General features: G+C 46.7%; 20 protein-coding genes and 2 pseudogenes. 13 read left to right on the forward strand and 9 right to left on the reverse strand.

Annotation, left to right across the window (positions count from 1 at the left end):
* Positions 1 to 12: 12 nt before the first annotated feature.
* From NK638_RS00695 to NK638_RS00715, 5 genes are all read right to left on the reverse strand, one after another.
* Positions 13 to 1,605: an exonuclease SbcCD subunit D C-terminal domain-containing protein gene (locus NK638_RS00695; RefSeq protein ID WP_274631521.1), complete on the reverse strand. Its 1,593-nt coding sequence runs from the start codon at positions 1,603 to 1,605 to the stop codon at positions 13 to 15.
* Positions 1,606 to 1,784: 179 nt separating this feature from the next.
* Positions 1,785 to 3,509, reverse strand: coding sequence for a uroporphyrinogen-III C-methyltransferase (cobA, locus tag NK638_RS00700; RefSeq protein WP_274631522.1), 1,725 nt, complete (start codon positions 3,507 to 3,509; stop codon positions 1,785 to 1,787).
* A gap of 246 nt (positions 3,510 to 3,755) precedes the next feature.
* Complete coding sequence (locus NK638_RS00705; protein WP_274631523.1) at positions 3,756 to 4,394, reverse strand: phosphoadenosine phosphosulfate reductase domain-containing protein; 639 nt, start codon at positions 4,392 to 4,394, stop codon at positions 3,756 to 3,758.
* Positions 4,395 to 4,445: 51 nt separating this feature from the next.
* Positions 4,446 to 5,036, reverse strand: a complete 591-nt coding sequence (locus NK638_RS00710) for a DUF934 domain-containing protein (RefSeq protein WP_274631524.1) — start codon at positions 5,034 to 5,036, stop codon at positions 4,446 to 4,448.
* Entirely contained in the window at positions 5,029 to 6,714 is a 1,686-nt protein-coding gene (locus tag NK638_RS00715; RefSeq protein WP_274631525.1) for a nitrite/sulfite reductase, read from the reverse strand. Before NK638_RS00715 ends, NK638_RS00710 begins: the two co-directional genes overlap by 8 nt.
* Positions 6,715 to 7,069: 355 nt before the next feature.
* Between NK638_RS00715 and sat the strand changes: the two genes are divergently transcribed.
* A complete protein-coding gene (gene sat, locus NK638_RS00720; RefSeq protein ID WP_274631526.1) occupies positions 7,070 to 8,338 on the forward strand; it encodes a sulfate adenylyltransferase in 1,269 nt (422 codons plus the stop codon).
* Between the two features lie 111 nt (positions 8,339 to 8,449).
* Here the strand turns inward: sat and NK638_RS00725 are convergent, their stop codons facing one another.
* Complete coding sequence (locus NK638_RS00725) at positions 8,450 to 8,971, reverse strand: hypothetical protein (protein WP_274631527.1); 522 nt, start codon at positions 8,969 to 8,971, stop codon at positions 8,450 to 8,452.
* 363 nt (positions 8,972 to 9,334) lie between these two features.
* Between NK638_RS00725 and NK638_RS00730 the strand changes: the two genes are divergently transcribed.
* The 5 genes and pseudogenes from NK638_RS00730 to NK638_RS00750 form a co-directional block, all read left to right on the forward strand.
* The gene (locus NK638_RS00730) at positions 9,335 to 10,462 is read left to right on the forward strand and encodes a sulfate ABC transporter substrate-binding protein (protein WP_274631528.1); all 1,128 of its coding nucleotides are present in this window, start codon (positions 9,335 to 9,337) and stop codon (positions 10,460 to 10,462) included.
* 283 nt (positions 10,463 to 10,745) lie between these two features.
* The gene (locus tag NK638_RS00735) at positions 10,746 to 11,843 is read left to right on the forward strand and encodes a sulfate ABC transporter substrate-binding protein (protein ID WP_274631529.1); all 1,098 of its coding nucleotides are present in this window, start codon (positions 10,746 to 10,748) and stop codon (positions 11,841 to 11,843) included.
* Positions 11,844 to 12,108: 265 nt separating this feature from the next.
* Positions 12,109 to 12,910, forward strand: a pseudogene (cysT, locus tag NK638_RS00740) (sulfate ABC transporter permease subunit CysT).
* A 1-nt stretch (position 12,911) separates the two neighbouring features.
* Positions 12,912 to 13,877 carry a sulfate ABC transporter permease subunit CysW gene (gene cysW / locus NK638_RS00745; protein ID WP_274631530.1) on the forward strand — a complete coding sequence of 322 codons (966 nt, stop codon included), beginning with the start codon at positions 12,912 to 12,914 and terminating at the stop codon, positions 13,875 to 13,877.
* Between the two features lie 94 nt (positions 13,878 to 13,971).
* Positions 13,972 to 14,691, forward strand: a pseudogene (locus NK638_RS00750) (sulfate/molybdate ABC transporter ATP-binding protein); the annotation flags it as partial.
* A 121-nt stretch (positions 14,692 to 14,812) separates the two neighbouring features.
* Here NK638_RS00750 and NK638_RS00755 read toward each other — a convergent pair.
* On the reverse strand, positions 14,813 to 15,130 hold the full coding sequence (locus tag NK638_RS00755; RefSeq protein WP_274631531.1) for an ArsR/SmtB family transcription factor: 318 nt from the start codon (positions 15,128 to 15,130) through the stop codon (positions 14,813 to 14,815).
* A gap of 285 nt (positions 15,131 to 15,415) precedes the next feature.
* Here NK638_RS00755 and NK638_RS00760 point away from each other — a divergent pair, with 285 nt between their 5' ends.
* The 3 genes from NK638_RS00760 (at position 15,416) to bfr (NK638_RS00770) (ending at position 16,983) form a co-directional block, all read left to right on the forward strand.
* Positions 15,416 to 15,607, forward strand: coding sequence for a (2Fe-2S)-binding protein (locus NK638_RS00760; RefSeq protein WP_075100851.1), 192 nt, complete (start codon positions 15,416 to 15,418; stop codon positions 15,605 to 15,607).
* Between the two features lie 331 nt (positions 15,608 to 15,938).
* Positions 15,939 to 16,427 (forward strand): bacterioferritin, encoded by a 489-nt coding sequence (gene bfr / locus NK638_RS00765; protein WP_100749627.1) that lies wholly within the window; start codon positions 15,939 to 15,941, stop codon positions 16,425 to 16,427.
* A 73-nt stretch (positions 16,428 to 16,500) separates the two neighbouring features.
* Positions 16,501 to 16,983, forward strand: a complete 483-nt coding sequence (bfr, locus tag NK638_RS00770) for a bacterioferritin (protein ID WP_274631532.1) — start codon at positions 16,501 to 16,503, stop codon at positions 16,981 to 16,983.
* A 166-nt stretch (positions 16,984 to 17,149) separates the two neighbouring features.
* Here the strand turns inward: bfr (NK638_RS00770) and NK638_RS00775 are convergent, their stop codons facing one another.
* Complete coding sequence (locus NK638_RS00775; RefSeq protein ID WP_274631533.1) at positions 17,150 to 18,526, reverse strand: DHA2 family efflux MFS transporter permease subunit; 1,377 nt, start codon at positions 18,524 to 18,526, stop codon at positions 17,150 to 17,152.
* 44 nt (positions 18,527 to 18,570) lie between these two features.
* On the reverse strand, positions 18,571 to 18,759 hold the full coding sequence (locus tag NK638_RS00780) for a hypothetical protein (protein WP_274631534.1): 189 nt from the start codon (positions 18,757 to 18,759) through the stop codon (positions 18,571 to 18,573).
* Between the two features lie 259 nt (positions 18,760 to 19,018).
* Between NK638_RS00780 and yghU the strand changes: the two genes are divergently transcribed.
* The 4 genes from yghU (at position 19,019) to NK638_RS00800 (ending at position 25,152) form a co-directional block, all read left to right on the forward strand.
* Complete coding sequence (gene yghU, locus NK638_RS00785; protein WP_274631535.1) at positions 19,019 to 19,888, forward strand: glutathione-dependent disulfide-bond oxidoreductase; 870 nt, start codon at positions 19,019 to 19,021, stop codon at positions 19,886 to 19,888.
* A 553-nt stretch (positions 19,889 to 20,441) separates the two neighbouring features.
* Positions 20,442 to 21,551 carry a DUF1176 domain-containing protein gene (locus tag NK638_RS00790; protein WP_274631536.1) on the forward strand — a complete coding sequence of 370 codons (1,110 nt, stop codon included), beginning with the start codon at positions 20,442 to 20,444 and terminating at the stop codon, positions 21,549 to 21,551.
* Positions 21,552 to 22,047: 496 nt separating this feature from the next.
* Positions 22,048 to 23,685: a DEAD/DEAH box helicase gene (locus tag NK638_RS00795; protein ID WP_274631537.1), complete on the forward strand. Its 1,638-nt coding sequence runs from the start codon at positions 22,048 to 22,050 to the stop codon at positions 23,683 to 23,685.
* A gap of 261 nt (positions 23,686 to 23,946) precedes the next feature.
* The gene (locus tag NK638_RS00800) at positions 23,947 to 25,152 is read left to right on the forward strand and encodes a DUF819 family protein (RefSeq protein ID WP_274631538.1); all 1,206 of its coding nucleotides are present in this window, start codon (positions 23,947 to 23,949) and stop codon (positions 25,150 to 25,152) included.
* Positions 25,153 to 25,194 lie beyond the last annotated feature (42 nt).

A 25,194-nucleotide genomic window follows, 5' to 3' on the forward strand; every position in this document is an offset into this window, starting at 1 on the left:
CATGAGCGGCCGTTATTCCGCCTGAGTGTCTTCATGACGCAAGTTATATATGATTTGCTGATAGGCTTCTCGCAGGGCGTTTTTTTGTTTATCTGCGACCTTGTTCAGAAGCAGACAGCGCTCAAACACCTCTTCCTCATCCAAGTCTTGTAGTGTCTCAGAGGTTTGCTGCTGGTTTAGCACTTTATTATAAGTGCGGGTGTTTTTTATTTTTAGTACCTCACACCGCAAGCCATCTACCATCGCTTGGATATGCTCACGTAAATCACTGACCAGCTCGTCACCTGTGTAAATCACTTCGAGCCAAACAGACTCCGTGTCATCTAAAGACTGAGCAGTGCTGTCAATTGTCTGTTGGATAGACTGTAGATCACCTGAGACTTGTGCCAGTTTTTGAAACGTGGGAATAGGCAAGGAAGCGATCTGCATCTGACATGATTTGTCAAAATGTAGTCGCTGCGGTGGAGAGGTCATTTTTGAGTCAATATCATTTGAATTGAGGTTATCAACCTTGCTTTCCTGCTTTACATGGTGTTCGTCTACATTGCTTTTGTCGCGGCCCTGATTGTCTACTGAATCATCAAAGCCAAACAAATCATCCATAAAACCACTCGTCTGATTGGCTACTTTTTTAGCCGCTTTTTCTACCGATGTTTCAATTGTGGCAACTGTACGGGTGATCTGAGGCACATTGCTTGCAATGGTACGAGCAGCGGTGTTGTTTGACATTGGTTTTTTATCACTAAACTCGTTTTTTACTGCGCCAAACTGTATGAGCAACACTTGTTTTTGCTGGCGCGCCTCACCAAAACCCATGGCAATCGGCGAGCCTGAATAGCGAATGGTCTCACGGCCGCCGACCCGCTGCGGGACATGCAAATGCCCAAGGGCGACATAATCAAAACCATCGTCAAACATGTCAGCAGACACCTTACCAAGCGAACCGACATAAAGCTCACGTACGCCGTCATCTTCGGTCGTCGTGCCGCCAGCTGCAAATAGATGACCTGTGGCGATTATCGGAATGTGACGCTGATGGGATTTTATTAATTGGGCTTGCTTGGCTTTGGCGATACTGGCGACGTTATCATAATGGGCGCGAATGCCTTTGATGACATTGGCGTCTTTGCTGTCCATCGACTCGCCAGCGCTGCTACTGCGCACATCACGATCGCGCAGATAGGGCACAGCGGCGATGATGCAATGCGGGGCGCCGTCTGTGTCATCTAATACCAAGACCTCATCGTTTAAGTCCTCGCAAGCGGTGCCAATGACATGGACGTTTAGAAACTTAAGCACATGACTTGGTGCATCCAAAAACGTCGGAGAGTCATGATTGCCTGCGACGATGACGATATGCTGGCAACAGGAGCGTGAGACTCGCCCCAAAAACTCATAATACAGCGCTTGCGCTCGGTTGCTTGGTGTCATGGTGTCAAAAATGTCACCGGCGACAATCAGTACATCGACGTGTTGCTCGCTAATGGTGGTTTCAAGCCAACCCAAAAACGCTGCAAACTCATCATAACGCATACGGCCATAGAGCCTGCGCCCTAAGTGCCAATCGGAGGTATGTAAGACAGTTAAAGGTTTTAAATTTTTCATAGGCGCGGCGCAAACGTGGTATCGGCAAGTGGGGGTGTCATTGAGCGGAAGGGTGTTTATAAGCAAGCTGTCATTCTAGCAAGAATTGCTAGGCTTTGCTGTGTTGCAAACGCATAAAAAGCCCTGCCAATAACATATTGACAGGGCTACATTATAGTCTTTTCGAAATCAAGCAAACATTATCCAATCACCAATTGCTCCAAACCTTCTTCTTGCTGCGCTGCCAAATTAGCGATCATAGAGAGCGCATGGGCTTGCTGGTCTATCGGCTTTTTTGCATCTTGGTCCGTGATAGTTTTTCCTGCACGTAACCAGTTAGTCTCTGTATCGCCGGTATCTTTATTGTGTTTGTTGTACCACGCCAAATCATCATGCAGCGCCACCACATCTCCCATGATAAGTAAGGCGGGCGTGGGCAGCCGGTTTTGTTCTTGCAGCGCCACGATACTCTCAAGTGTGCCAGTTAATACTTGCTGATTGGGCATGCTGGCATTGGAGACGATGGCAATTGGCGTCTCAGGCGAGCGGCCAGCGTTTATCAAACCTGTCGTCAAACGTGCCAGCGAATGCAGACCCATATAAAACACCACGGTTTCATTGGTATCAAGTAAGTTTTCAAACTTCTCATTGGGCGCACCCGCCTTTAAAAACCCAGTGACAAAACGCACCGACTGCGAATGATCACGGTGGGTAAGGGGGATACCAGCATAGCTGGCAGCGGCATTGGCAGCGGTGATACCTGGTACCACTTGATAAGGAACCTCATGCGCCCGCAAGCTTTCAATCTCTTCGCCGCCACGCCCAAAGATAAAGGGATCGCCACCTTTTAGACGTACCACACGGCGGCCTTGTTTGGCGCTATTGATGAGCAGCTCGTTGATGCCTAATTGCGCGACCGCATGGTTACTGCGTTTTTTACCGACAAACACTTTATCGGCATCGCGGCGGCATAAGTCTAATACTTGCGGAGAAACTAGGGCATCATAGTAGACGATGTCTGCTTGCTGCATCAGACGTAGCGCCTTAAATGTCAAAAGCTCTGGATCACCAGGCCCTGCACCGACGATATAGACTTCACCGACAGCTGCTTGAGCCTGATTAATATTGTTATGTTGAGTAGTTGTCAACTTATCTGTTGCTACAGGCGCAGAGGCTGATAGTGATTCTGTACTGTGGCTCTGTGAATGCTGGCTAGTCGTCGTAGCAGGGCTATTACTAGGGTTATGGACATCAGGGTCAACACTATGATTAGCGCTATTTTCAAGAGCAGCTACTGTGCTGTCTAGATCTGCTTTTAGCTGGGCAGTGGCCTCACGCTCATTACCGGCAAACATCAGTTGACTGACTTGACCTTCAAAGGCACGTTCCCAAAACTGCCGACGGCCTGTCAGGGTTGGTATTTTACGTTTTACCTCGCTACGAAACTCACCAGCCAGCTTGGCCAGCTTGCCATAACCTTGCGGAATGAGGGTTTCAAGACGTGCACGTAGTAGACGTGCCAGTACCGGCGCTTTGCCATTCGATGAGATGCCGATGACGATGGGATTACGATCGACGATAGCGGGGAAGATAAAGTCACATAAATGCGGGGTATCAACCACATTGACGGGGATGTTGAGCGCGGTGGCATCAGCGTGAATTTGATGATTAAGCGCCTCATCATCAGTCGCCGCAATGATGACTCGTGCACCTGTCATATAGAATTTATCATAGTTTTTATAAATCAGCTCGTGCTTATCGTCTGAGAGCAAGGCTTGTATCTCAGTGCTGATATCTGGCGCTAGAATGGTAATGGCAGCCTCAGCACGGCTAAGCAAATCTGCCTTACGCAGCGCCACATCGCCACCGCCCACGATCAGTACCTTGCGATTTTCTAGTTTAAAAAATAATGGAAAGGTGTTCATAGCATCACCAATTATGTATTCAATGTCGTAAAATATGCTTCCATTATGAGGTATCAGGCGCTACGTCTCATGCAGTGAATTGGCATTAGCATAGTCGTTTTCATCATATTTATTATAGTTTTTGATGGAATGTAGAATAGAGAAGGGAGTAGTGATAAGAGCGCTTGCGACAAAAAGGCTCTCTTACAAGAGTAAAAGAGCCTTTTAAACAGAGCTTTTTAAACGATGAATGACGGTAACGCTTGATTACAACTGCGTATGCAGACCACACTCACGGCTTTCTTCTACCTTAGTTGGATCAAAGTAGTCATGCTCGTTTGGCAAGTTGTGCTCATCTAAGTACACATCCAAATCTGCATCGGTTTTTTCAAACAATGGTGCTACTTTCAATACACCGTCTTTTGATAAGCTAAGTACATCAAGACCTTGGCGGAACTCAGTTTGGTCTTTACGAATCGCGTTAAACCATACGTCAGGCTTTAGCTCAGCAAGGGCGCGGCGGAATGGCTCAAGTTTCACTTGTTCAGTGAACTCGCCATGTTGCGGGTTGTCAATGCCTGGGATACCATTCATGGTTGAATCACGGTGTGCAGCGGTTTGTTTTGGGATATACGTCACGACATTGAGATCAAGATCACGAATCAATTTGTTGGCAAATTGATAGGTCGCATCGGTGTTATAGCCTGAATCTACCCAGAGTACGGTGATATCAGGTTTTTGTTTGGCGACCAAATGCAAGATCGCTGACTCATAAGGACGGAAGTTGGTGGTGATGATTGGGTTTTTGGCTTGCGTCAGCGCCCACGCTACAATCTCTTCTGGTGATTTACCTTGCAAATCTTGGTTTGCTTGGTCGATATCTAGGTTTGGGTGTAATTGGCTCATAATACATTCCTTAATAATTGTTAATATAAAAATGGTTCTTTAATATCGAGTTTAGGTTTTTGAGAACATCGGTAATGCTGAAGCGTCTCGACCATCATAGCTACTGGCTAGGGCAGTGAAGGCTTGGCTAATATCAGATTTAGCATCATGCTCATTGAGTACAAAGCTAGTAGCACCAGCGCGCAGCAAATAAGCGATTTGATCACGACCAAACGCGCCTGCCATGCGAATATCACCTTCATAACCAAGCTGACGCAGGGTCTGTGCAAAACTAAAACCGCGACCATCCACAAAACTTGGGACATGAATGACGATCAAGTCTTGCGTCAATAAAAAGTCTTTTACATCAGGCAGATCATCAGCATCGGTATTGGATGTGATCCACACACCCAATCGGCTGCTGTGCTGCTTTAGGATATCCAATACTTGCGCGAGCAAACCGTTTGCCAGTTTTCCATCAGCATTTAATAAATCTGCTAATGGGACAAGTACATCAACTTTTTCTTGTTTGTGTAACAGCTCAAGTAAGGTCAGGTTTGATAACGCGATACCGTCAGGCAGCTGCGCTGTCACTAGCGCTTGCCAAGTATCTTCGCCACTGATGTCTGCGCCATGGCTATCGAGCACATGATGATTAGCCATAGACCTTCTCCTTAAAGGGGGCGATACCAACGCGGTCAATCACGTCACCAAAACCCTCAACATCTTGTTCGTTAGTGCCGCGTATATCGAGATACACATCTAAAATGGTTTGTAAGGTGCTGGCCACATCATCCGCTGGCACCGCTTTTCCTAAGATTTTGCCCAATTTGGCGTCATTGCTAGAGTTACCGCCAAGGCTAATCTGATACCAGTGCTCGCCTTTTTTGTCCACACCCAAGATACCGATATCACCTGTGTGATGGTGGGCGCAGGCATTCATGCAGCCTGACATGTTTAGGCGAATATCACCAAGATCATACAAGTAATCTAAATCATCAAACTGCTTTTCGATTTGCTCAGCAATATTATGCGTAGTCGCATTGGCCAGTGAGCAATAATCCCAACCTGGGCAGACAATCATGTCGGTTAAGGTGTTGATATTGGCGCGTGCTAAATGCAAATCTGATAGCTGCTGCCACAATTCATAAAGCTCCTTGGTTTGCACATCAGCGAATACCAGATTTTGCTGATATGTACCGCGCAATTCACCAAAGCTATAACGATCAGACAAATCGGCAAGCGCATCCATTTGAGCATCACTCAAGTCACCTGATGGTACATAACGACCGTCCACCAATCCGGCTTTTAAAGAAATCACGACCGCACGGTAACCGTCCACCTTATGTGCCACAGTATTCTGGTTATACCAATTGGCAAAGTCTTTATCAGCGTTTAGTTGTTGTTGTAGCTCAGACTGTACTGCGAGCGCATCAAATGACTGATAATCAGGCATGCTAAAGTAACTGGCAGCGGTGTCAAAATTGTCATCCGTCAAGGTCAGCGGACCGTCTTTGGTGTGCGCCTCCCACTCAGCTTCTACCAGTTTGGCAAACTGATCGCCGCCTAAGCTATCAACCAAAATTTTAATACGGGCTTTGTACTTGTTATCACGGCGACCGTGCAGGTTATAAACGCGCAAAATGGCATCGAGGTAGCTGAGCAAATGCTCGCGCGGTAAGAATTTGCGAATCGTTTTACCAATAATAGGCGTACGTCCTAAGCCACCACCAACGATCACTTCAAAGCCAAGCTCGCCTGCGTCATTGGTAACGACGTGCAGACCCACATCATGTACTTGCGTTGCCGCACGATCCGCTTCGGTACCGATCACTGCAATTTTAAATTTACGCGGTAAAAAGGCAAACTCAGGATGAAAGGTTGACCACTGACGGATAATCTCACAATAAGGGCGTGGGTCAGAGATTTCTTCCTTATGGATACCCGCGTAAGGATCGGTTGTGGTGTTACGAATACAGTTGCCTGAGGTTTGAATGGCATGCATCTGTACTGTCGCAAGCTCAGCCAAAATGTCTGGCACTTCTTCTAGTTTTGGCCAGTTCAACTGAATATTGGTACGGGTGGTCATGTGCCCATAACCTTTATCGTACTTACGGGTAATTTCAGCCAATTTGCGTAGCTGATAGCTGGCAAGCAAGCCGTAAGGAATGGCAATACGGAGCATCGGTGCATAACGCTGGATATACAAGCCGTTTTGCAATCGCAGTGGCAAATACTGCTCTTCTGGCAGCTCACCTGCCAAAAATCGCTCGGTTTGGTCGCGAAATTGGGCAACTCGTTCGTCTACTAACGTCTGGTCAGCGTAATTATATTGATACATGACGTAATCTCAGTTTTGTTTTTGGTCTTAAAAGCAGCGATGGAAGCAATCTGATGTCTGTGCTCGTACATGGTAGCCTATACCACAAATCGCAATTTAAACAATTCAGGGTCACATCATATAAGCTTCTATCTATAAACATAAATTCCTTTCAGACATATCCATATCCAAACACAGCATAAATTTTCATAACGAAAGTTAGGTAGCCTATGCTTATCAAATTTAACGCCTGATCACTAGTACGCTACTTCTTATCTATCGACGGCTTTCTTCTCAGTTTTGTATATTTAATCACTTTCGTATTTTTGCTCATCTCTTCCAACCATTCTTTCTAATAAGAGGTTTTAATAACGATATGTCTCAGACCCAGATCCAGACCCAAAGCCAAACTCAATCCCAATCAAAGCTGGTTCCACCACATGGCAGTGCCGAGCTTAAACCACTTTTGTTAGAAGGCGAAGCACGCGAGCAAGCACTAGAGCTTGCCAGCACCTTACCAACCATTACCTTAAGCTCACGCGAGCGTGGTGATCTGATCATGTTCGGTATTGGTGGTTTTACGCCGCTAAATGGTTTTATGAATAAAGCCAATTGGCAGGGCGTGGTTGATAACATGCGCTTGCAAAGTGGGGATAATAAAGGTTTGTTTTGGCCCATTCCGATCACCTTGTCTGCACCAAAAGCGACGGCGGATAGTTTGAGTCAAGGCGACAAAGTCGCATTGGTCGCACAAGATGGCGAAGTTATGGGCATCTTGACAGTAGAAGAGACCTATACCATTGATAAAGAACACGAGTGTCAGCAAGTATTTACCACCACAGATCCAGAGCATCCAGGCGTCCAGCAAGTATTGGATCAAGATGATGTCAATATTGCAGGTAGCGTAGAAGTACTGAGCGAGGGCGAGTTCCCAACGCGTTATCCTGGTATCTATAAAACGCCCGCGCAAACACGTCAAATCTTTGAAGAGAAAAACTGGAAGACTGTGGCGGCTTTCCAAACGCGTAACCCGATGCACCGCTCACATGAATATCTGGCCAAAATCGCAATTGAGATCTGCGATGGCGTTATGATTCATTCATTGCTCGGCGCACTAAAACCAGGTGATATTCCAGCAGAAGTGCGTCAAGAAGCCATCAAAACCTTGATTGATAATTACTTTAAACAAGACACGGTGATTCAAGCAGGTTATCCATTAGATATGCGCTATGCTGGTCCACGTGAAGCCTTATTACATGCGTTATTCCGCCAAAACTATGGCTGTAGTCATCTGATCGTTGGTCGCGACCATGCTGGTGTGGGCGATTACTACGGTGCATTTGATGCACAAACCATTTTTGAACAGGTTGGCAAAGACGATCTCATCACCCAGCCGCTAAAAATTGGCTGGACGTTTTGGTGTAATGCTTGTAGCGCCATGGCGTCTGATAAGACCTGCCCGCATGATGCCTCTGAGCACGTCAAAGTCTCAGGCACTAAACTGCGTAAGGCGCTATCAGAAGATCTGGAGGTACCCGACAACTTTAGCCGTCCAGAAGTGCTAGAGATTTTGCGTAATTACTATGCCGGTATCGCAAAAGACCAACGTGCTGAGGTCAAGTTAACTGGTGCATCTGCGGTATAGAGCAAAATTGATTTTTTGATAAACATCACTCATAAAAAAAGGTGGCAGAATATAAATCTGGCACCTTTTTTCTTATCTCATTTTATTATCTAAAATAGGCAATTAAAGCTATTAATTGAGCGCTAAATCACCCTCAAGCTTCTGATAGTCGCCAACGAGTGAAGCGCCACCCGAACAAAAATAATTCAGCGCGTACTTATCTTGGCTATCAATGGTCAACATCCCATCTTTAAACTGAAAAAACGCCGTGCTGTCATTGACCTTGGTTTGAAAAATCACACCGTGTGCTTTGTCTTGACCCATTAAGCTGGCGGTGCCGTCAAACTGACACGTTGGTTTTTTGATGTCGCTACGTGCACGTACCTTGATATCGATCTGCTCATTGCCCGCCGATCGTACCATCACGCCAACCCAGTCATAGCCTTGTGCGCGTTTGTCATAATCCGCAGAAGCATAATCACCAGAAATATAGTCTTTCATAACATCCACTGGAATTGAATGAACCGCTACAGCATTGTTCGCAGAACTCTTCGCCGCGGGCGTCACGTTATGACAACCTGTTACGGCAGCTAGGGCAGAGGCCATTAATGTTAATGCTGCAGCAGAGTGAAAGCGATGGGACGAAAGAGTCATAAAAAGGCCTTTGGTTAAATAAAACGGTAAAATGGATATAGTATTGGCGCTTGGGCCCTACCATATAGAATGAGGGTACAGCCTAGCTAAATTATAGCCTATTTAATAAGCCTGCCTGCAATGATTTACCTCACGTTTCCCATAATTTCCTAAAAGCACATGCTAAGTGCTTATGCCAACATCAAGACTTGATAAGCGGATTCGTCACTAAGCGTTTGCTATTTGTGCTGCTAGCATAGCTTTCATCATCCGAAAACCGAAATCAACAGAGTAAAAGTCAAAACAACCAAGCTCAAATGATTGTAAGCCCTATGATGATCAGAATTTTAACAAAACGCTTCTACCACCTTTATCGAGAGCATCATGCAAAAAAAATTCCAAAAATTCCGCATGGCTAGCATCCAGCCAACCAATAATAAACATATAAAAGCGCGGGTACTTACCACTAGCGGCATGCTCGCAGCAGCGATCATGATGACAGGTTGTAGTCCAACCGAAGGGGCGCAAAACAAGGCAGCAAACAACGCTAATGGTGAGACGCAGGATGTCAATCTACTCAATGTCTCCTATGATGTATCTCGCGACTTTTATAAAGAATATAACGCGCTATTTAGCACTGACTATCAAAAAGCCCATCCAAACAGCAAAGTAAATATCAATCAGTCGCATGGCGGCTCTAGTAAGCAGGCGCTCTCTGTTGCCAATGGTTTGCAAGCAGATGTGGTCACCTTTAACCAAGAGAGCGATATGAATCTGTTGGTGGAAAAAGGTCTGGTCGCTTCTGACTGGCAGCAAGCACTACCCAATAATGCTGTACCGTACACCAGTACCATGGTGCTACTGGTTCGTGCAGGTAATCCAAAAAACATTCAGGATTGGTTAGATTTAGCCCGTAACGATATCGATGTGGTCACGCCCAATCCCAAGACCAGTGGTACAGCGCGTTATGCCTTTTTGGGTGCTTACGGTTACGGCTTGCACCAATTTAAAGAAAACAGTAGCGACAACCCTGTTAAAACCAATGACTTTATCAAAAAGCTGTTGGCAAACGTGGTCACTTATGACAATGGCGCGCGTGCTGCGACGACCAGTTTTACCCAGCGCGGCCTAGGCGATGTACTCATCACTACCGAAAATGAGGCCAATTTGGCCGCTCAGCAATTTGCCATGGGTCAGGTCGATATTGTCTATCCAAGCTACTCGATTGAGATTGCTAATCCAGTAGCAGTCGTCACGGCAGTGACTGATAAAGCGGGCAAGACCGAAGCGGCAAGTGCCTATCTAAAAGGCTTGTGGGACAAGCCTGCACAAGAGCTGATGGCAGAGATGTACATGCGCCCAAGTGATGAGCAAGTCCTTGCTGCGCACAAAGACTCGTTACCTGATATTGAAACGTTTGAGCCTGTCGCCGTCTTTGGTCCATGGGCAGAGATTATGGATACTTTCTTTGTAGACGGTGGTCGTTTCGATCAGCTGGCACGTACTAAGTAGTTATTTGGCTATTTAGTCATTGAGTTTTGGTTTGTAGCAGGGCTTGTGTCCTCACTGGCAAGTGAGGCGCGTGCAATACATATCAGGCGCTTGCCAGCAGGGAATTCATCGACTAGCAAACAGCCAGTTATACACGCAGGGTATTTAAACAACTTATTGATATAATTGGCTTTGCCTGCTTGTTATTCCCTTTTGGCAATACCATACGCATATTCATCATTAAACATAATAAGATGGCGCTGTTAGCATACTTGCATTACCTAACAGCATCTTTGAGGAAAGTATGACATACGCCGCCCCATATCAACAAAAAAGTAAAACTCGCAGCGCTCTCAGCATTGCAGGCATAGCCTTGAGCTTAGGTCTAGCTGGCTGCAGCAATAATGATGCAGTCGACACCACCGCAAACGCTGATGATACGGCGGCTGCAGAAGGTCAAAACATCGAGCTGCTCAACGTCTCATATGACGTTGCCCGTAATTTTTATAAAGATTATAACCCGCTATTTGTAGAGCACTACAAAAGCGAGCACCCAAATAGCACCATCACCGTCAAACAGTCGCATGGCGGCTCAAGTAAGCAAGCCTTGTCAGTGGCCAATGGTCTACAAGCCGACGTTGCCACTATGAACCAAGGCTCTGATATCGAGCTACTAGAAAAAGAGGGTTTGGTTGAGTCAGACTGGGAGAGTAAATTCCCTGATAATGCCGTGCCTTTTACCAGCACCATCGTGTTTTTGGTGCGTAAAGACAATCCAAAAGGCATCAATGACTGGGAAGATTTGACTCAAGACGGTCTTGAGATCGTTATGGCCAATCCAAAAGTCACGGGCAATGGTCGCTATGCCTTCTTAGGCGCTTATGGTTATGGTCTGCATGCGTTTAATAACGAAGAGGCACCAGCCAAAAACTACGTAAAAGAGATGCTCAAAAACGTCAAAGTCTACGAAAACGGTGGCCGTGCAGCAACCACAACCTTTGTGCAGCGCGGTATTGGCGATGTTTTAGTAACCTTTGAAAACGAAGCCAACTTGGCGGCGACTGATTTTGGTGCCGGTCAAGTGGACATCGTCTATCCAAAATACTCGATCAAGTCAGAAAGCCCTGTGGCTGTCGTGAAGACGGTAACAGACAAAAAAGGCACTACAGACGCGGCCAAAGCGTATCTTGATTACTTGTGGAGTGAGCCTGCTCAGCAACTAGCAGCCGATTTATACTTACGTCCGAGCGTACAAAGCGTACTCGATAAAAACAGTGACAAACTGCCACCGGTTGAGACTTTCCGTCCAAATGATGTTTTTGGTTCATGGGATGAGATCATGGGCACTTACTTTAGCGACAATGGCGTCTTTGATCAATTAGCGATCAACGCACCGCAGTAAACAGTAAGCACTGCAGTAAACAATAGGCAGCGCAGCACCTAGAGCGATACTCTAGTGCAAGAGAAGCCGTGGTAAACAAAAAAAGGACATGGTCATCTACACCATGTCCTTTATACCGTGAGCTCAGCTGACCCAGCATAATTATTATTAAGTAGATTGCTCAATATTTTGTTACGTACCATTCGTTAGGCAATAGGACATCACTATGAGTGCAACCGCTTCATCCGCCCACAAAGCCCTTGCCAAAAAAGGCTGGCTGACCCGTATGCGTCAGCGCAACGTGCTGCCAGGGTTTGGGCTGAGCATGGGTATCACGGTTTTTAGCTTATCGCTACTGGTGGTACTGCCGTTTGCCATGATGGCCTATACCACGACGCAAATGGGCTGGACGGGATTTTGGCAGGCCATCAGCCAACCACAGGTGACGGCTGCGATTAAGCTGAGCTTGTGGATGGCGTTTGCAGCGATGCTGACCAATATGGTGTTTGGTACCTTGGTCGCTTGGGTGCTAGTGCGTTATGAGTTTTGGGGCAAATCCTTAATCAATGCCTTGGTGGATCTACCATTTGCCTTGCCGACGGCGGTGACGGGTATCTCGCTTGCTACCCTGTACGCGCCCAACGGCCTAATAGGTCAATGGTTTGCCAAGTTTGATATTCAAGTGGCCTTTACACCTTTAGGTATTTGGCTGGCTTTGGTGGTGGTCAGCTTTCCATTTATCGTGCGGGCGGTGCAGCCGGTACTCGCTGAGCTGTCGGTTACTGGGTGCCAATCGCTTGACCACGTTTTGCAAGGTGATCTTGCCTGAGATGATGCCAGCCTTACTGATGGGCGCTGGGATGATGTTTGCCCGTGCGACAGGTGAGTATGGCTCGGTGATCTTTATCGCCGGCAACATCCCGATGGAAACTGAGATTTTGCCGCTGATTATCATCAGTAAGCTCGAGCAGTTCGATGTTGGGGGCGCATCAGCCGTGGCACTATTTATGTTGCTGATTTCATTTACCATCTTATTGACCATCAATATCGCACAGTGGAAACTGTCTCGCCGCGTAGGAGCTCGCTGATATGCAGATATCCAATAGCTATGATTACCAAAGCAATCCTGCGACCAAAGACACCCCGTGGATACGTCGCACTTTTATCACCATTGCTGTGCTGTTTATGGTGGTGATGCTGGTCGTGCCGCTACTTGCGGTGTTTTATGAAGCCTTTAAAAACGGCTGGCAGTTGTATGTTGCTTCCTTGGTCGATCCTGAGGCCTTGCAAGCGATTAAGCTGACCTTGATCACTGCCGGCATCGTGTTACCGATCAATATGGTGCTGGGTATTGCGATTGCATGGCTGGTGACACGTTATCAGTTTAAAGGTAAGCAGCTGGTCACCACCTTGCTTGATTTGCCATTTTCGGTATCGCCTGTGGTCGCAGGCCTCATGTTTGTGCTGTTATTTGGTCTCAACTCTACTGTGGGCGGCTGGCTTGAGAGTATGGGTTTTCAGGTGATATATGCGGTACCAGGCATTGTATTGGCGACATTGTTTGTTACCTTCCCATTTGTGGCACGTGAGCTGATACCGCTGATGCAGACGCAAGGCGACAGTGAGGAGCAAGCGGCGCTGACATTGGGTGCGAGTGGTTGGCAGACTTTTTGGCATGTCACCTTGCCCAATATCAAATGGGCGCTGCTTTATGGTTTGATTTTGACCAATGCCCGAGCGATGGGCGAGTTTGGTGCAGTCAGCGTAGTGTCCGGTCATATTCGCGGTGAGACCAATACCATGCCGCTTCTGGTCGAGATTGCTTATAACGATTATAATTTTACCGCCGCTTTTGCCTTATCAAGCCTGCTTGCGGCACTGGCACTGGTGACACTACTGATTCAGCAGGTCATGACCAAGATGCAAGCGCGCAAATTTGCCAAATCGGCACGTCTCGCGGCTGCGTCTGAGCTACCAGTGAGCGCCAATGCCACCAATGCGGCCGACACCCATAAGACGGCGGCGCAGGCAGCTAAGAGCTCGGGAAATGTGTAAACAACTGACGGCCTATACGAAAGATTGATTACCACAACGCTGTCGCCAGCATAGACGCTGCCACGATAAGCAAAAGTGAATAAGAGACACGATTATGAGTATTGAGATTCGCAACGTTAATAAAAAATTTGGCAGTTTTACCGCCTTAGACAATATCAATATCACCGTACCAACTGGCAAACTAACCACTTTGCTTGGGCCCTCAGGCTGCGGTAAGACCACCTTGCTGCGTATCATCGCAGGTCTTGAATACGCAGATTCTGGGCAAATATTCTTTGATGACTTGGATGTGACCAACACCCCGGTACAAAAGCGCCATATCGGTTTTATGTTTCAGCACTATGCATTGTTTCGCCATAAAAACATCGCCGAAAACGTCGCTTTTGGCTTGACATTATTACCAAAAAACAAGCGTCCTAGCAAAGCCGATATCAATAAGCGTGTAAATGAGCTATTAGAGTTGGTGCAGTTGCCCCAAGTCGCCAACGCCTATCCGCATCAGCTCTCTGGCGGACAGCGTCAGCGGATTGCGCTGGCACGAGCTTTGGCAGTCAAACCCAAGTTATTATTGCTTGATGAACCATTTGGCGCACTCGATGCCAAGGTACGTAAAGAGCTGCGCACGTGGCTAAAAAACATCCACCATGAGCTGGGTATCACCAGCATCATGGTCACTCACGATCAAGAAGAGGCAAGGGCGGTGTCAGATGAGATCGTGGTGATGAACCAAGGACGAGTAGAGCAGGTAGGCACCTCAGAGGCACTGATACACCAGCCGGCCAATGCTTTTGTCAGTGATTTTTTAGATTTAGCTTAATCGGATACGGCAAACACGCCAGTATCTGCACACCAGTTGGTGCATAAGCTATAAAACGCCATAAAAAAGACCTATACAATTATAGGTCTTTTTTATGGCATCATGCCCATCTTATCTACTAGGTAAGCTTTATATCTGCATCCAACGATGTCTGCTCATGCGTGATCTCTAAGATCTCTTGACACCACTCTGGCAAGTCATCGGCGACCTCGTACCACATCCAAGTCCCGTCACGCACACAGCTTAGAATACCCAGTTTTTTTAGGTGATTTAGATGGCGTGAGATAGTTGGCTGCGGCTGATCCAATATCTCAACCAACTCGCCCACACAGCGTGCTTCTTTTTTAAAAAGAATTTGAAATATTTTTAGACGAGTCGGATCAGATAAGACTTTAAACAAATCAATAGGTCGTATCATAAAATTATTATCAGACATAGCATAATTCCAATAGGGCGTTGTTAATAGGGGGTCAATATAACAGCAGTCGTCAATAAAATCGATTAAAAATTGAGCTAAATTACAGTTCGTCGTTAATTTACTACCTTTGATACCATTCGGTTACATCGATACTTATATTCCTTTACATGAATTTATTTTTCAAAATATCTGTCTGCATTTATTTACTGCGTAGTCAAAGATAGGGTGATAAATGCAGCAAACACTATTGAAAATGATAATAGTTATCGTTATGATATACCCATCACGTAAAGGAGCCAATCTATGTACGTATGTATCTGTAATGACGTAAAAGACAAGCAAATCAAAGCAGCGATCGCTTCGGGTGTCGATACGCTCGAAGGCCTAAAAGACACGCTCGATGTGGCGACTTGTTGCGGCTGCTGCGAGCCTATGGTCAATGACTTTCTAGACGAACATCATGCCAAGCTCGATGCGCTGGCTTATGCAGTGTAGGGTAGCACCAGAAACTGCCCCATTTTTTTCCTGCGTATACCTCTTGCATCACCATCCTTTCACGCAATTTCTACCTCACGTACTGCCTCTATCTCACATACTGGTTGATGACGCGCTCATCAGCCATGCTAGTTAATTATAATTCTCAATTAGCATCTTATTCTTAGTTCATAACATTACAAGCGCTAGCACCTCTATATGCTACTATATCTGTCTGATATTGTAAGAAGTCTGACGGACTTTAATCTTTACTAAGCAGTTTACCAATAACGCTTTTATTATATGCAATATTGTGAATTTAACCTGCGAGACAACAATAGGAGTATGGGTGATGATAGGTAGCCAGAAAGTCATTGATTATTTAAATTTTTTATTGGGCGGCGAGCTTGCTGCGCGTGATCAGTATTTTATTCATTCAGAAATGTATGCTGAATGGCACTACGGCAAGCTATATGACCGCATCCATCATGAAATGGAAGATGAGACCTTGCACGCGCAGGCCATTATCCGCCGTGTTTTGATGCTTGGCGGCACGCCAAAGATGAGCGTTGATGAGATCAACATCGGTAGCACCGTCCCTGAGATGCTACAGTTTGACCTTGATTTAGAGTATCAAGTACAGCAGCACCTAAAAGACGGTATTGCGCTGTGTGAAGAAGAGCACGACTATGTCACCCGCGAGATGTTGGTCGAGCAGCTCAAAGATACTGAAGAAGATCATGCACATTGGTTAGAGCAGCAGCTGCGCCTTATCGATATGATCGGTCTGCCAAACTATCTACAAAGCCAAATGGCAGAAGTGTCTCCTGATATTGTCTAGTATCGTCACAGCTATATTAAGCTGCAATATTTAGAGCACGTATCATAGATTAAATAGAGTAGGGAGAGAAAATATGAAAGGGGATAAAGAGGTCATTCGCGCCTTAAATAAAGTACTCGGACAGTCATTGATTGCCATCAATCAGTATTTTTTGCATGCGCGTATCGCTCGTCATTGGGGGCTTGAAACATTAAACGAGCATTTTTATAAACAATCTATCGCTGAGATGAAGTGGTCGGATGATTTGATTGCGCGTATCTTATTATTAGGCGGTCTGCCAAACTTACAAGATTATGGCAAGATGTTCCTTGCAGAGGACGTGCCTGAGATGATTGAGTGCAACCTGCGTTTAGAAAAGCAAAAATTTGCTATTATCACTGAGGCAATTACCCTATGTGAAGAAAAGCGCGATTATGTATCACGCCAGCTATTGGTCACGCTAAAAGACGGTAATGAGGAATATGACGACTGGCTAGAGACTCAAGAAGACTTGATAGAAAGTATCGGGGTTGAGCGTTATATTCAGTCACAAATGCATGACGACGACGCACCGTAATTGGCCACTCTTGACTGACACTTGCCAGCTTGTTTTTTGAGTATCTTTTAAGATATATCAAAGGACATGCTGGTATTTTTATGTCTATAAGACAGGTGTTTATAATGATAAAGCGTTAAGACAACTATCGATTGCTTGTTGCCTGTGAGACGTACCTAAGATAAGCCTAATATAAACCGCGACCATCTTCAGGCTTGAGTCTTAAAAAATACAGCCCTGATAAAATGGTCAAAATCCCCAGTATCCAATAAGTCGTTTGAAACGCCGCCAGCGTGTCTAGTCCAAAGCGCTCACGTAATAGGTTGAGCACCGCCGCCCCAAAGGCAATACCAAAGCCAATTGCTAGCTGCTGATTGACTGCCATAAGGCTATTACCGCTACTGGTCTGCACGCCTTCCAAATCACCGATGGTAATGGTGTTCATCGCGCTAAACTGCATAGAGTTACACGCGCCCATCAAGATAAGCAGCGGGATAAACCATAACCAATTATCAGCGTCGTTGAACTGCGCCAATAAGATGATGAGTATACCGATGAGCAGTGTGTTTAACACCAGAACTTTGCGATAGCTAAAGCGCTGGATGATTTTGCTGACCCAAGGCTTGATGCCGATGGCACCAATGGCGATAGGCGCAAGTAGCCAGCCTGCCTGCGAGGGCGAATACTCAAACACCACTTGTAATAATAATGGCAGTAAGAACGGCACAGCGCTGATACCCAAACGAGTAAATAAATTGCCCGTGATACCGATACGAAAGGTACGAATATCAAACAGACTCAGTGGAAATAAAGGCGCAGGGCGGCGTTTGGCATGTGCCACATAAGCGCCTAGCAATACGCTGGCGGCCACCGCTAGCACCAGACCATACATGCCGCGGCCTACCTGCGAGCCAAACTCTACGGCGAGAGTAAACCCACATGCCGCAGCGGCAAACAGCCCAAAGCCTAGCCAATCAAGGCGCTGGGTGTCTTCAAACAAAGCAGGCACCAGTTTTTTGCCCATAACAAACCCTAAAACACCCATCGGGATATTGATCAAAAATATCCAATGCCAACTGGCATACTGGACGATATAGCCGCCCAGTACCGGACCCACGAGCGGCGCGACCAAGGCCGGTATCACGGCAAAGTTCATGACAGTTAGCAGCTTGTTGCGCGGATAAGACTTGACCAAGATTAGGCGCGCAACAGGCGTCATCATCGCCCCGCCAATCCCTTGTATCACCCGTGAGCCTATCAAAAAATCCAACGTGGGCGAGGCTGCGCACAGTAGCGAGCCAATAGAAAAAATAACAATGGCAGTCAAAAATATACGCCGCGTACCGTATTTGTCCGCCAAAAAGCCACTGATAGGAATAAAAATCGCCAACGTCAGCGCATAACTGATTACTGCCCATTGCATTTTTAGCGGCGACTCGCCGAGAGCTTGTGCCATCTGTGGCAGCGAGGTATTTAAAATAGTCGCATCTAATATCTGCATAAACAGTGCCACCGCTAACACGTAGGGTAGGTATTTATCTTGCGTTGGGGTTAGCGTTACCATGTGACTCTCATTGGATATTGGGTGTTAATCAGCAAATGATCTGTTTATTCGCGAGCGAAGCAGCCACAGCCGATAAGTGGCACAAGCTGGGTAGTATAAGAAACAGCGGCATATAATAACAGTGAATCAAAGTAACGATAAATAGCAACGATAAACAGTAGCAATAAAAGAAGGCGATAAAAAACAGACATCACCGCAGAGAAAACCACCATCAAAAACTGCATCAACTGCATTCAGAGCTGACCACAAACTTAGAGCCTAGGCGCTGGCATGGTCACCTGGTATGGTCAAAAAGCGCTTGTTTACAAGAGAGGGCTTTAATATCAAGGCACAGTGTCGTTATAGTAATGACTGATACATCTTAAATAAAAACAGCCGACATCCAACGGATAGATAATAGGCACTGAACAACCTATTAATCACCTAGGGACTAATACCTCAGTACCAATAAATAATAGGCATCAATAAAATATTCGATAGTAAGGAGATATGATGAAACAAAACAATCACCATAGCACGCATGCTGATAACAACAGCACAAGTACAGCAAACGCCGCCTACGTCCCGCCCAAAGTATGGGTGCAAGACAAAGACAATGGCGGCAAGTTTGCCAGTATCAATCGGCCGACCGCTGGCGCGCGCCACGAGCAAGTGCTGCCGGTGGGCAGCGCGCCGTTGCAGCTGTATTCACTCAACACGCCTAATGGCGTTAAGGTCAACATCCTCTTAGAAGAGCTGGCTGAGCTGGGCGTCAAAGGTGCTGAGTATGATGCGTATAAAATTGATATCTCTAAGGGCGATCAGTTTGGCTCAGGGTTTGTAGACATAAACCCAAACTCAAAGATTCCCGCCTTGGTCGATCGCTCGCATGATGAGGCAGACGAGCCTATCGCTATCTTTGAGTCGGGCGCTATCATGATGTATCTGGCCGAAAAGTTTGGCAAGTTTATTCCGCTATCTTTAGGCAAGGCGCGCGCCGATTGTCTGTCTTGGGTCATGTGGCAGATGGGCAGTGCGCCTTTTTTAGGCGGCGGGTTTGGGCATTTTTACGCATATGCACCTGAGCCTTTAGAGTATCCGATCAACCGCTATACGATGGAGACCAAACGGCAGCTTGATGTGCTAGATAAGCATTTAAAAGACCACAGCTATATGTGCGGTAATGATGACAGCGATTACAACATCGCTGATATGATTATTTGGGCATGGTATGGACAATTGGTGCTTGGCAAGCTTTATGATGCGGCTGAATTCTTACAAGTCGATGAGTATCAGCATGTCAAACGCTGGGCTCAAAATATCGCTGAGCGTCCAGCGGTCAAGCGCGCTGTAGACTTGAGCTTAAAACCTATCAATCAATAACCGTATTTATACCAGTCACACAGGGTATGTCGGCATATCGATTTTATGCCAAATTGATTATAGTTAGAACAATAGGGCTGATAAGTGATGACTTATCAGCCTTATTTTTGATCTTTTGATACTTAATATGCTGTTTTAGATATCGCTTGTCATTCTACATTTATATATGTTTATATTGTAATAGCAGTATACTCATCTAATTACACAATGGTACATTAGTACAACAGATAGAAACATTAATACGTTAAGATAGCATGTCGCCACATTTATAACAGATGCGTAGACATCGTCTATTAATTAATGGATAGTGACTATGAAGGATGATACCAAGCTAGGAGGCTTTAGCAACTCCTGCCAAGCTCAGCAGCGGCGTATATTACATATGTGTATGTTACATAGCAGCGAGTTACATAGCAGCGAGCAAGACAGCAGACCAAACCCTGTAGCTGGCGTGACTGCTCTTATGATAGGTAGTGAGTTGCCTATATCCAAACATTATCTCATTCCTAAAACAATAAAATCTTTTAAAAAAATAACAAAGATACTTTTATTTATGATAAAAAATACCCTCTCATTTTCTCAGTTTATTCATCTTCCTATACCCTTGGTCGCTGCTATCGGTGCTGCTGCCGTTAGTACAGCCAGCATGGCGGCAGGCGGTGGTATCGAGTTTATCAGTCAAGACTGGCAGGTGGCTTGTGATAACACACGCACTTGCCGGCTGGCAGGCTATCAAGCAGAAAACAACAGTGAGTTTCCAGTCTCGGTGCTACTAGTACGCCGCGCTGGGGCAAATGCAGATGTCGATGGCAAGGTCAAGCTGGGCGGCGCTAAAGAAAGCTCCTCAAAGGCATTGATGCAGCTTGGCAGCCGTCACCGTATATCACTGCTGATCAATGGCAGAGACTATGGCGAGACTCGGCCTTTTTCTGCTGCCGCTGGCAACGCTGAGCTGACCGCCACGCAAGTCAATGCGCTATTAGAGGCATTGACCAAAACGAGTAAGATTGAGCTGGTTTTGCGCAACTCCCGCTGGCAGTTGTCGGATAAAGGGGCCAGCGCTGTCATGCTCAAGGCCGATGAGTTTCAGGGGCGAGTAGGGACACCGAGCGCTTTTATTAAGACTGAAGGCGACGCCAAACCCAATAGCAGTGTCTTGGCGCCCAAGCCTGCGCCAAAGCTAAGGTTTGTCGCTCCCAACCCGAAAGCTGTGCCCAGCGGTCAACGAAAATTCGTCATGAGGTCGTCCCAGCTTGCCGCGCTGATGAAAGAGACCTTAAGAGATGCTGATCGTGACTGCCCAAACTTAGATGATAAGTCGCCATGGCGGGTCAGCCGCTTAAACAACTCTCAATTACTCGCGCAGCATGATTGCTGGGTGAGTGCCTATAATGCAGGCAGCGGCGTCTGGGTCATTAATGACAAAAAACCTTATAAGCCGACCTTGGTGACCACCAGTGCCACCAGCTATGACAAGGGCAAGCTAAGCTCGGTACAAAAAGGCCGCGGCATCGGCGACTGTATCAGTCAGGTTGATTGGCTATGGACGGGCAGGGCATTTGAAAAAAGCCATGAAAGCACCACAGGACTGTGCCGTATGATCGAGGCGGGCGGCGCGTGGCAGCTGCCAACCTATGTCACAGAGGTAAAAATAGGCAAATAATAGGATATTGCAAAAATAGCTACAGATAGTTTTTTATTGTGCTATACTACGTCGCCACGAAAGCTTAGGCTTTTGTGAATTATGAGATTGATAACATCGCCTGCGATTTTGGGTCTAGGATTGACCATGAGTAATTGTTGCCGATGATTTTGTGTACTTAAATAACGTTTTTATCGTTGTTTTTGACTCATATCTTATCTACTGAATCATCACTATGGTTTGGATTGGTTGTTGTTTTCGATTATCTGCTTTGGACAAAGCATTGATAATACGCTGATAGCAAGCAAGGATAAGACACTCGGCACTACCACCAAAATACGTCAGACAGCACACATGCATTTATGATAGAAGCTTGGCTTGAATCGCTTAGCTTCTAACGATCGATATCGTTATATGATTCGATGGTAGCTCATAAAGGCGGTGTGGTGAACGGTTATCAGTGGTATGCATCAAGCTTGCTGAATGTACAGCATCTTATACTTACCCAAGGATTCTCATGACTGATATCTTATCTGCCATCGCCGCTGAAAACGGCATCATCGAAAGCACCGATACGCCAAACACTGACACCTCTAACACAGACGCTACTGCTCAAGCAGCAACAGACGCGGCCTCAGAAGACAAAATAACCTTTAGCGATCTTAATATTGCCAAGCCGATTTTGACCGCGCTTGATCGCATCGGTTATACCAATCCAACACCTATTCAAGAACAAGCCATTCCTTTTGCCCTACAAGGCCGCGACCTATTGTTGTCTGCGCAAACCGGTAGTGGTAAGACCGCCGCTTTTGTTATCCCTGTACTCGATCGTCTAAGCCGTGCCACCAGCTTTGATAAGCTCACCAAAGCCCTTATCCTAACGCCAACGCGCGAGCTTGCTCAGCAGGTGCATGACAGCGTGCGCACGTACTCAAAAGACATGCGCGGTTTGTTCTGCGTACCATTGGTCGGCGGCGCGCCTTACAACGGTCAAATCACCGCCCTACGTAAAGGTGTACAGGTCATCGTCGCCACGCCTGGTCGTTTGCTTGACCATATCAAAGCAGGCCGTGTGGATTTATCAAACCTTGAAGTGTTGGTACTAGATGAAGCGGACCGTATGCTTGACATGGGTTTTGCTGATGATATCAGCGATATCTTAAGCGCCGCGCCAACCGATCGTCAGACGATCATGTGTTCAGCCACTTGGGATGGCCCTGTCGGCAAAATCGCTGCCAGCTTTACCAAAAACCCTGAGCGCGTGTCTATCAAGGTAGAGTCAGCACACATCGAAGAAAAAGTGTACTACTGTGATGATTTTGATCACAAAAACAGATTGCTTGATAAAGTGGTTTGCCAACCAGAGATGGATCAAATCATCATCTTTGCGGCGACCAAACGCAGTACAGAAAAGCTGGCCAAATCGTTACAAGAGCAAGGCCACAAAGCCAGCTTTTTACATGGAGACTTGCCGCAAAGCAAGCGTAACCGTATCGTGCAAAACTTACGTAATGGCAAATGCAAAATCCTAGTAGCGACTGACGTTGCTGCCCGTGGTCTTGACGTGCCAGCCATCTCACACGTCATCAACTACGACTTACCGCGCCAAACAGAAGACTACGTGCACCGTATCGGCCGCTGTGGCCGTGCAGGTCGTACCGGTGTCGCCATCAGCCTATGTAGTATGGATGATCGCCCACAGTTAAACGCCATCAACCGCTACTTAGATCGTCAGATGGAAGTGTGCGTCATCGAAGGCATGGAGCCTAAGAAAACCTACGTACCAAGCGAAAACAAAGGACGCGGGCGTGGCCGTGGTCGCGGACGCTCTAACGGTGGTGGTCAAGGCCGTGGCCGCTCAAGCGGTGGTTATGCTGGCAAGTCTACTGGCCGTGGTCGCTCAAACGATCGCGCAGCAACAGGCCAGCGCGCCAGCAATGATAGTGGATACCAAGGCCAAGGTGCTGGCAAGTCACGTGATTCATCAGGTAAGCCAAAAGACCGTTTTGGTGGTAAACCATATCAGGGCAAGCGCGGTGACCGTGCAGCTACAGGCCGTGGTCGTCCAAGTGGTAGTCAAGGCCGCCCAGCGGGTCGCGCTGATAGCCGTGGCCAAGGTCGTCCAAACGGCGGCAACCGTGGTAAAAACTCGTAATACAGCGCCATAATATTGCTGGCGTTGATGACACTGTGATATATAGCGGTATAAAACTCGCCCAATAACAAAAAAGCCAGATACGTGTTATCTGGCTTTTTTGTGGCTATAGGTAAGGACTAAATGGTGTTGGCCATTTAATAATCACCCATCATCAAACAAATAGGATAAACGCAGGTGAATGCAGGATCCTTGCTTGCACCTATTTTTTGCCTTGTCTATACTGACGGGCTTGATCAATCGTACACTCGGAGGCCTCTGATGCCCGCCACTTCAAGTTTAGCAATCGATAGCCTGCCATTAGCCTTTGGTATTATCATGGCAATCATTGGCCTAGTATTCTATACCCAAGGTTTGCCGGGTAAGTTCTGGCGACGGTTTTATGCGGTATTGCCCGGTATCGTGCTGTGCTGCTTTATACCTGCAACGCTCAACAGCTTAGGGGTTTTTGCAGACGGTGTTGGCTCGCAGATTTATGGCTTTACTGCTACCTACCTGTTGCCAGCCAGTTTGCTCCTGATGACCCTGTCGATGGATGTGCCCAAGATATTGGGTCTAGGCTGGAAAGCCATTGCCATGTTTTTTGCCGCCAGCATCGCCATTATCATCAGTGGTCCGATCAGCTTAGGCATCGCCAAATGGGTGTCGCCCAGTATGTTTAGTGATGACACCTTGTGGCGTGGGTTTTCGGCGGTGGCGGGCAGCTGGATTGGCGGCGCGGCCAACCAAGCGGCGATGAAGGAGCTATTTGGGGTCAGTGATGACTTGTTTGGCATGATGATTCTGGTCGATACCACCAACGCTTCGCTGTGGTTACTCGCGATACTTATCATGGCCAAACACAGCGATAAAATTGATAAATTGTTAAAAGCTGATAGCAGTAGTATCGACAAAGTTATCACCGCAGTTGAGAGCTATGAGCGCCACCATGCGCGGCCTGCGACTTTAAATGACCTCATGGTGATGTTTGGTCTGTGCTTTGCCATGGTGGGTGTGGCGCACTTTTTGGGCGGGCAAATCGCAGGGTTGTTTGCGCCTTATAGCTGGGCGGTGCAGTACAGCTTTGCCAGTAGCTTCTTTTGGATGGTGGTCATCATTACCATCATAGGGGTGATCTTCTCTTTTACCAAAATTCGCCGGCTTGATCATGTGGGCGCCTCCAAAATCGGTACAGTATTTATCTTTGTACTTATCGCGGCTATCGGCATGCAAATCAATCTAGCCGGTATTGTCTCGCAGTGGCGCCTGCTACTTATCGGTCTGCTATGGATGAGTATTCACGTCGTCATTATCTTTGCTGTCGCAAGACTTATTCGTGCGCCGTTCGCATCCTCAGCCCCGATTGTCGCTACCGCCTTTCATCCATCACTCGCACCAGTTGGGGTATTTTTGGGTATTCTTGGTTATGCGGTCGGTACTTTTGGCGGCTATATCAGTACGCAGATGATGCGGCTGGTGGTGGGCTAAGGTTAAAAATTCCTCTGAGCTGTCAATCTCAATTAAAAAGAG

The sequence above is a fragment of the Psychrobacter sp. A3 genome (assembly GCF_028823565.1).
GTDB lineage: Bacteria > Pseudomonadota > Gammaproteobacteria > Pseudomonadales > Moraxellaceae > Psychrobacter > Psychrobacter celer.

Bases quoted from the DNA above. Each gene is read 5' to 3' on its own strand.
- bfr (WP_274631532.1), top strand. From the start codon at position 16,501: ATGAAAGGGGATAAAGAGGTCATTCGCGCCTTAAATAAAGTACTCGGA.
- NK638_RS00790 (WP_274631536.1), top strand. From the start codon at position 20,442: ATGATAAAAAATACCCTCTCATTTTCTCAGTTTATTCATCTTCCTATA.
- NK638_RS00695 (WP_274631521.1), bottom strand. From the start codon at position 1,605: ATGAAAAATTTAAAACCTTTAACTGTCTTACATACCTCCGATTGGCAC.
- NK638_RS00710 (WP_274631524.1), bottom strand. From the start codon at position 5,036: ATGGCTAATCATCATGTGCTCGATAGCCATGGCGCAGACATCAGTGGC.
- NK638_RS00730 (WP_274631528.1), top strand. From the start codon at position 9,335: ATGCAAAAAAAATTCCAAAAATTCCGCATGGCTAGCATCCAGCCAACC.
- NK638_RS00725 (WP_274631527.1), bottom strand. From the start codon at position 8,971: ATGACTCTTTCGTCCCATCGCTTTCACTCTGCTGCAGCATTAACATTA.
- NK638_RS00800 (WP_274631538.1), top strand. From the start codon at position 23,947: ATGCCCGCCACTTCAAGTTTAGCAATCGATAGCCTGCCATTAGCCTTT.
- sat (WP_274631526.1), top strand. From the start codon at position 7,070: ATGTCTCAGACCCAGATCCAGACCCAAAGCCAAACTCAATCCCAATCA.
- NK638_RS00760 (WP_075100851.1), top strand. From the start codon at position 15,416: ATGTACGTATGTATCTGTAATGACGTAAAAGACAAGCAAATCAAAGCA.
- NK638_RS00705 (WP_274631523.1), bottom strand. From the start codon at position 4,394: ATGAGCCAATTACACCCAAACCTAGATATCGACCAAGCAAACCAAGAT.
- NK638_RS00755 (WP_274631531.1), bottom strand. From the start codon at position 15,130: ATGTCTGATAATAATTTTATGATACGACCTATTGATTTGTTTAAAGTC.
- NK638_RS00795 (WP_274631537.1), top strand. From the start codon at position 22,048: ATGACTGATATCTTATCTGCCATCGCCGCTGAAAACGGCATCATCGAA.
- NK638_RS00735 (WP_274631529.1), top strand. From the start codon at position 10,746: ATGACATACGCCGCCCCATATCAACAAAAAAGTAAAACTCGCAGCGCT.
- NK638_RS00780 (WP_274631534.1), bottom strand. From the start codon at position 18,759: ATGCAGTTGATGCAGTTTTTGATGGTGGTTTTCTCTGCGGTGATGTCT.
- NK638_RS00715 (WP_274631525.1), bottom strand. From the start codon at position 6,714: ATGTATCAATATAATTACGCTGACCAGACGTTAGTAGACGAACGAGTT.
- NK638_RS00775 (WP_274631533.1), bottom strand. From the start codon at position 18,526: ATGGTAACGCTAACCCCAACGCAAGATAAATACCTACCCTACGTGTTA.
- cobA (WP_274631522.1), bottom strand. From the start codon at position 3,509: ATGAACACCTTTCCATTATTTTTTAAACTAGAAAATCGCAAGGTACTG.
- cysW (WP_274631530.1), top strand. From the start codon at position 12,912: ATGCAGATATCCAATAGCTATGATTACCAAAGCAATCCTGCGACCAAA.
- yghU (WP_274631535.1), top strand. From the start codon at position 19,019: ATGAAACAAAACAATCACCATAGCACGCATGCTGATAACAACAGCACA.
- bfr (WP_100749627.1), top strand. From the start codon at position 15,939: ATGATAGGTAGCCAGAAAGTCATTGATTATTTAAATTTTTTATTGGGC.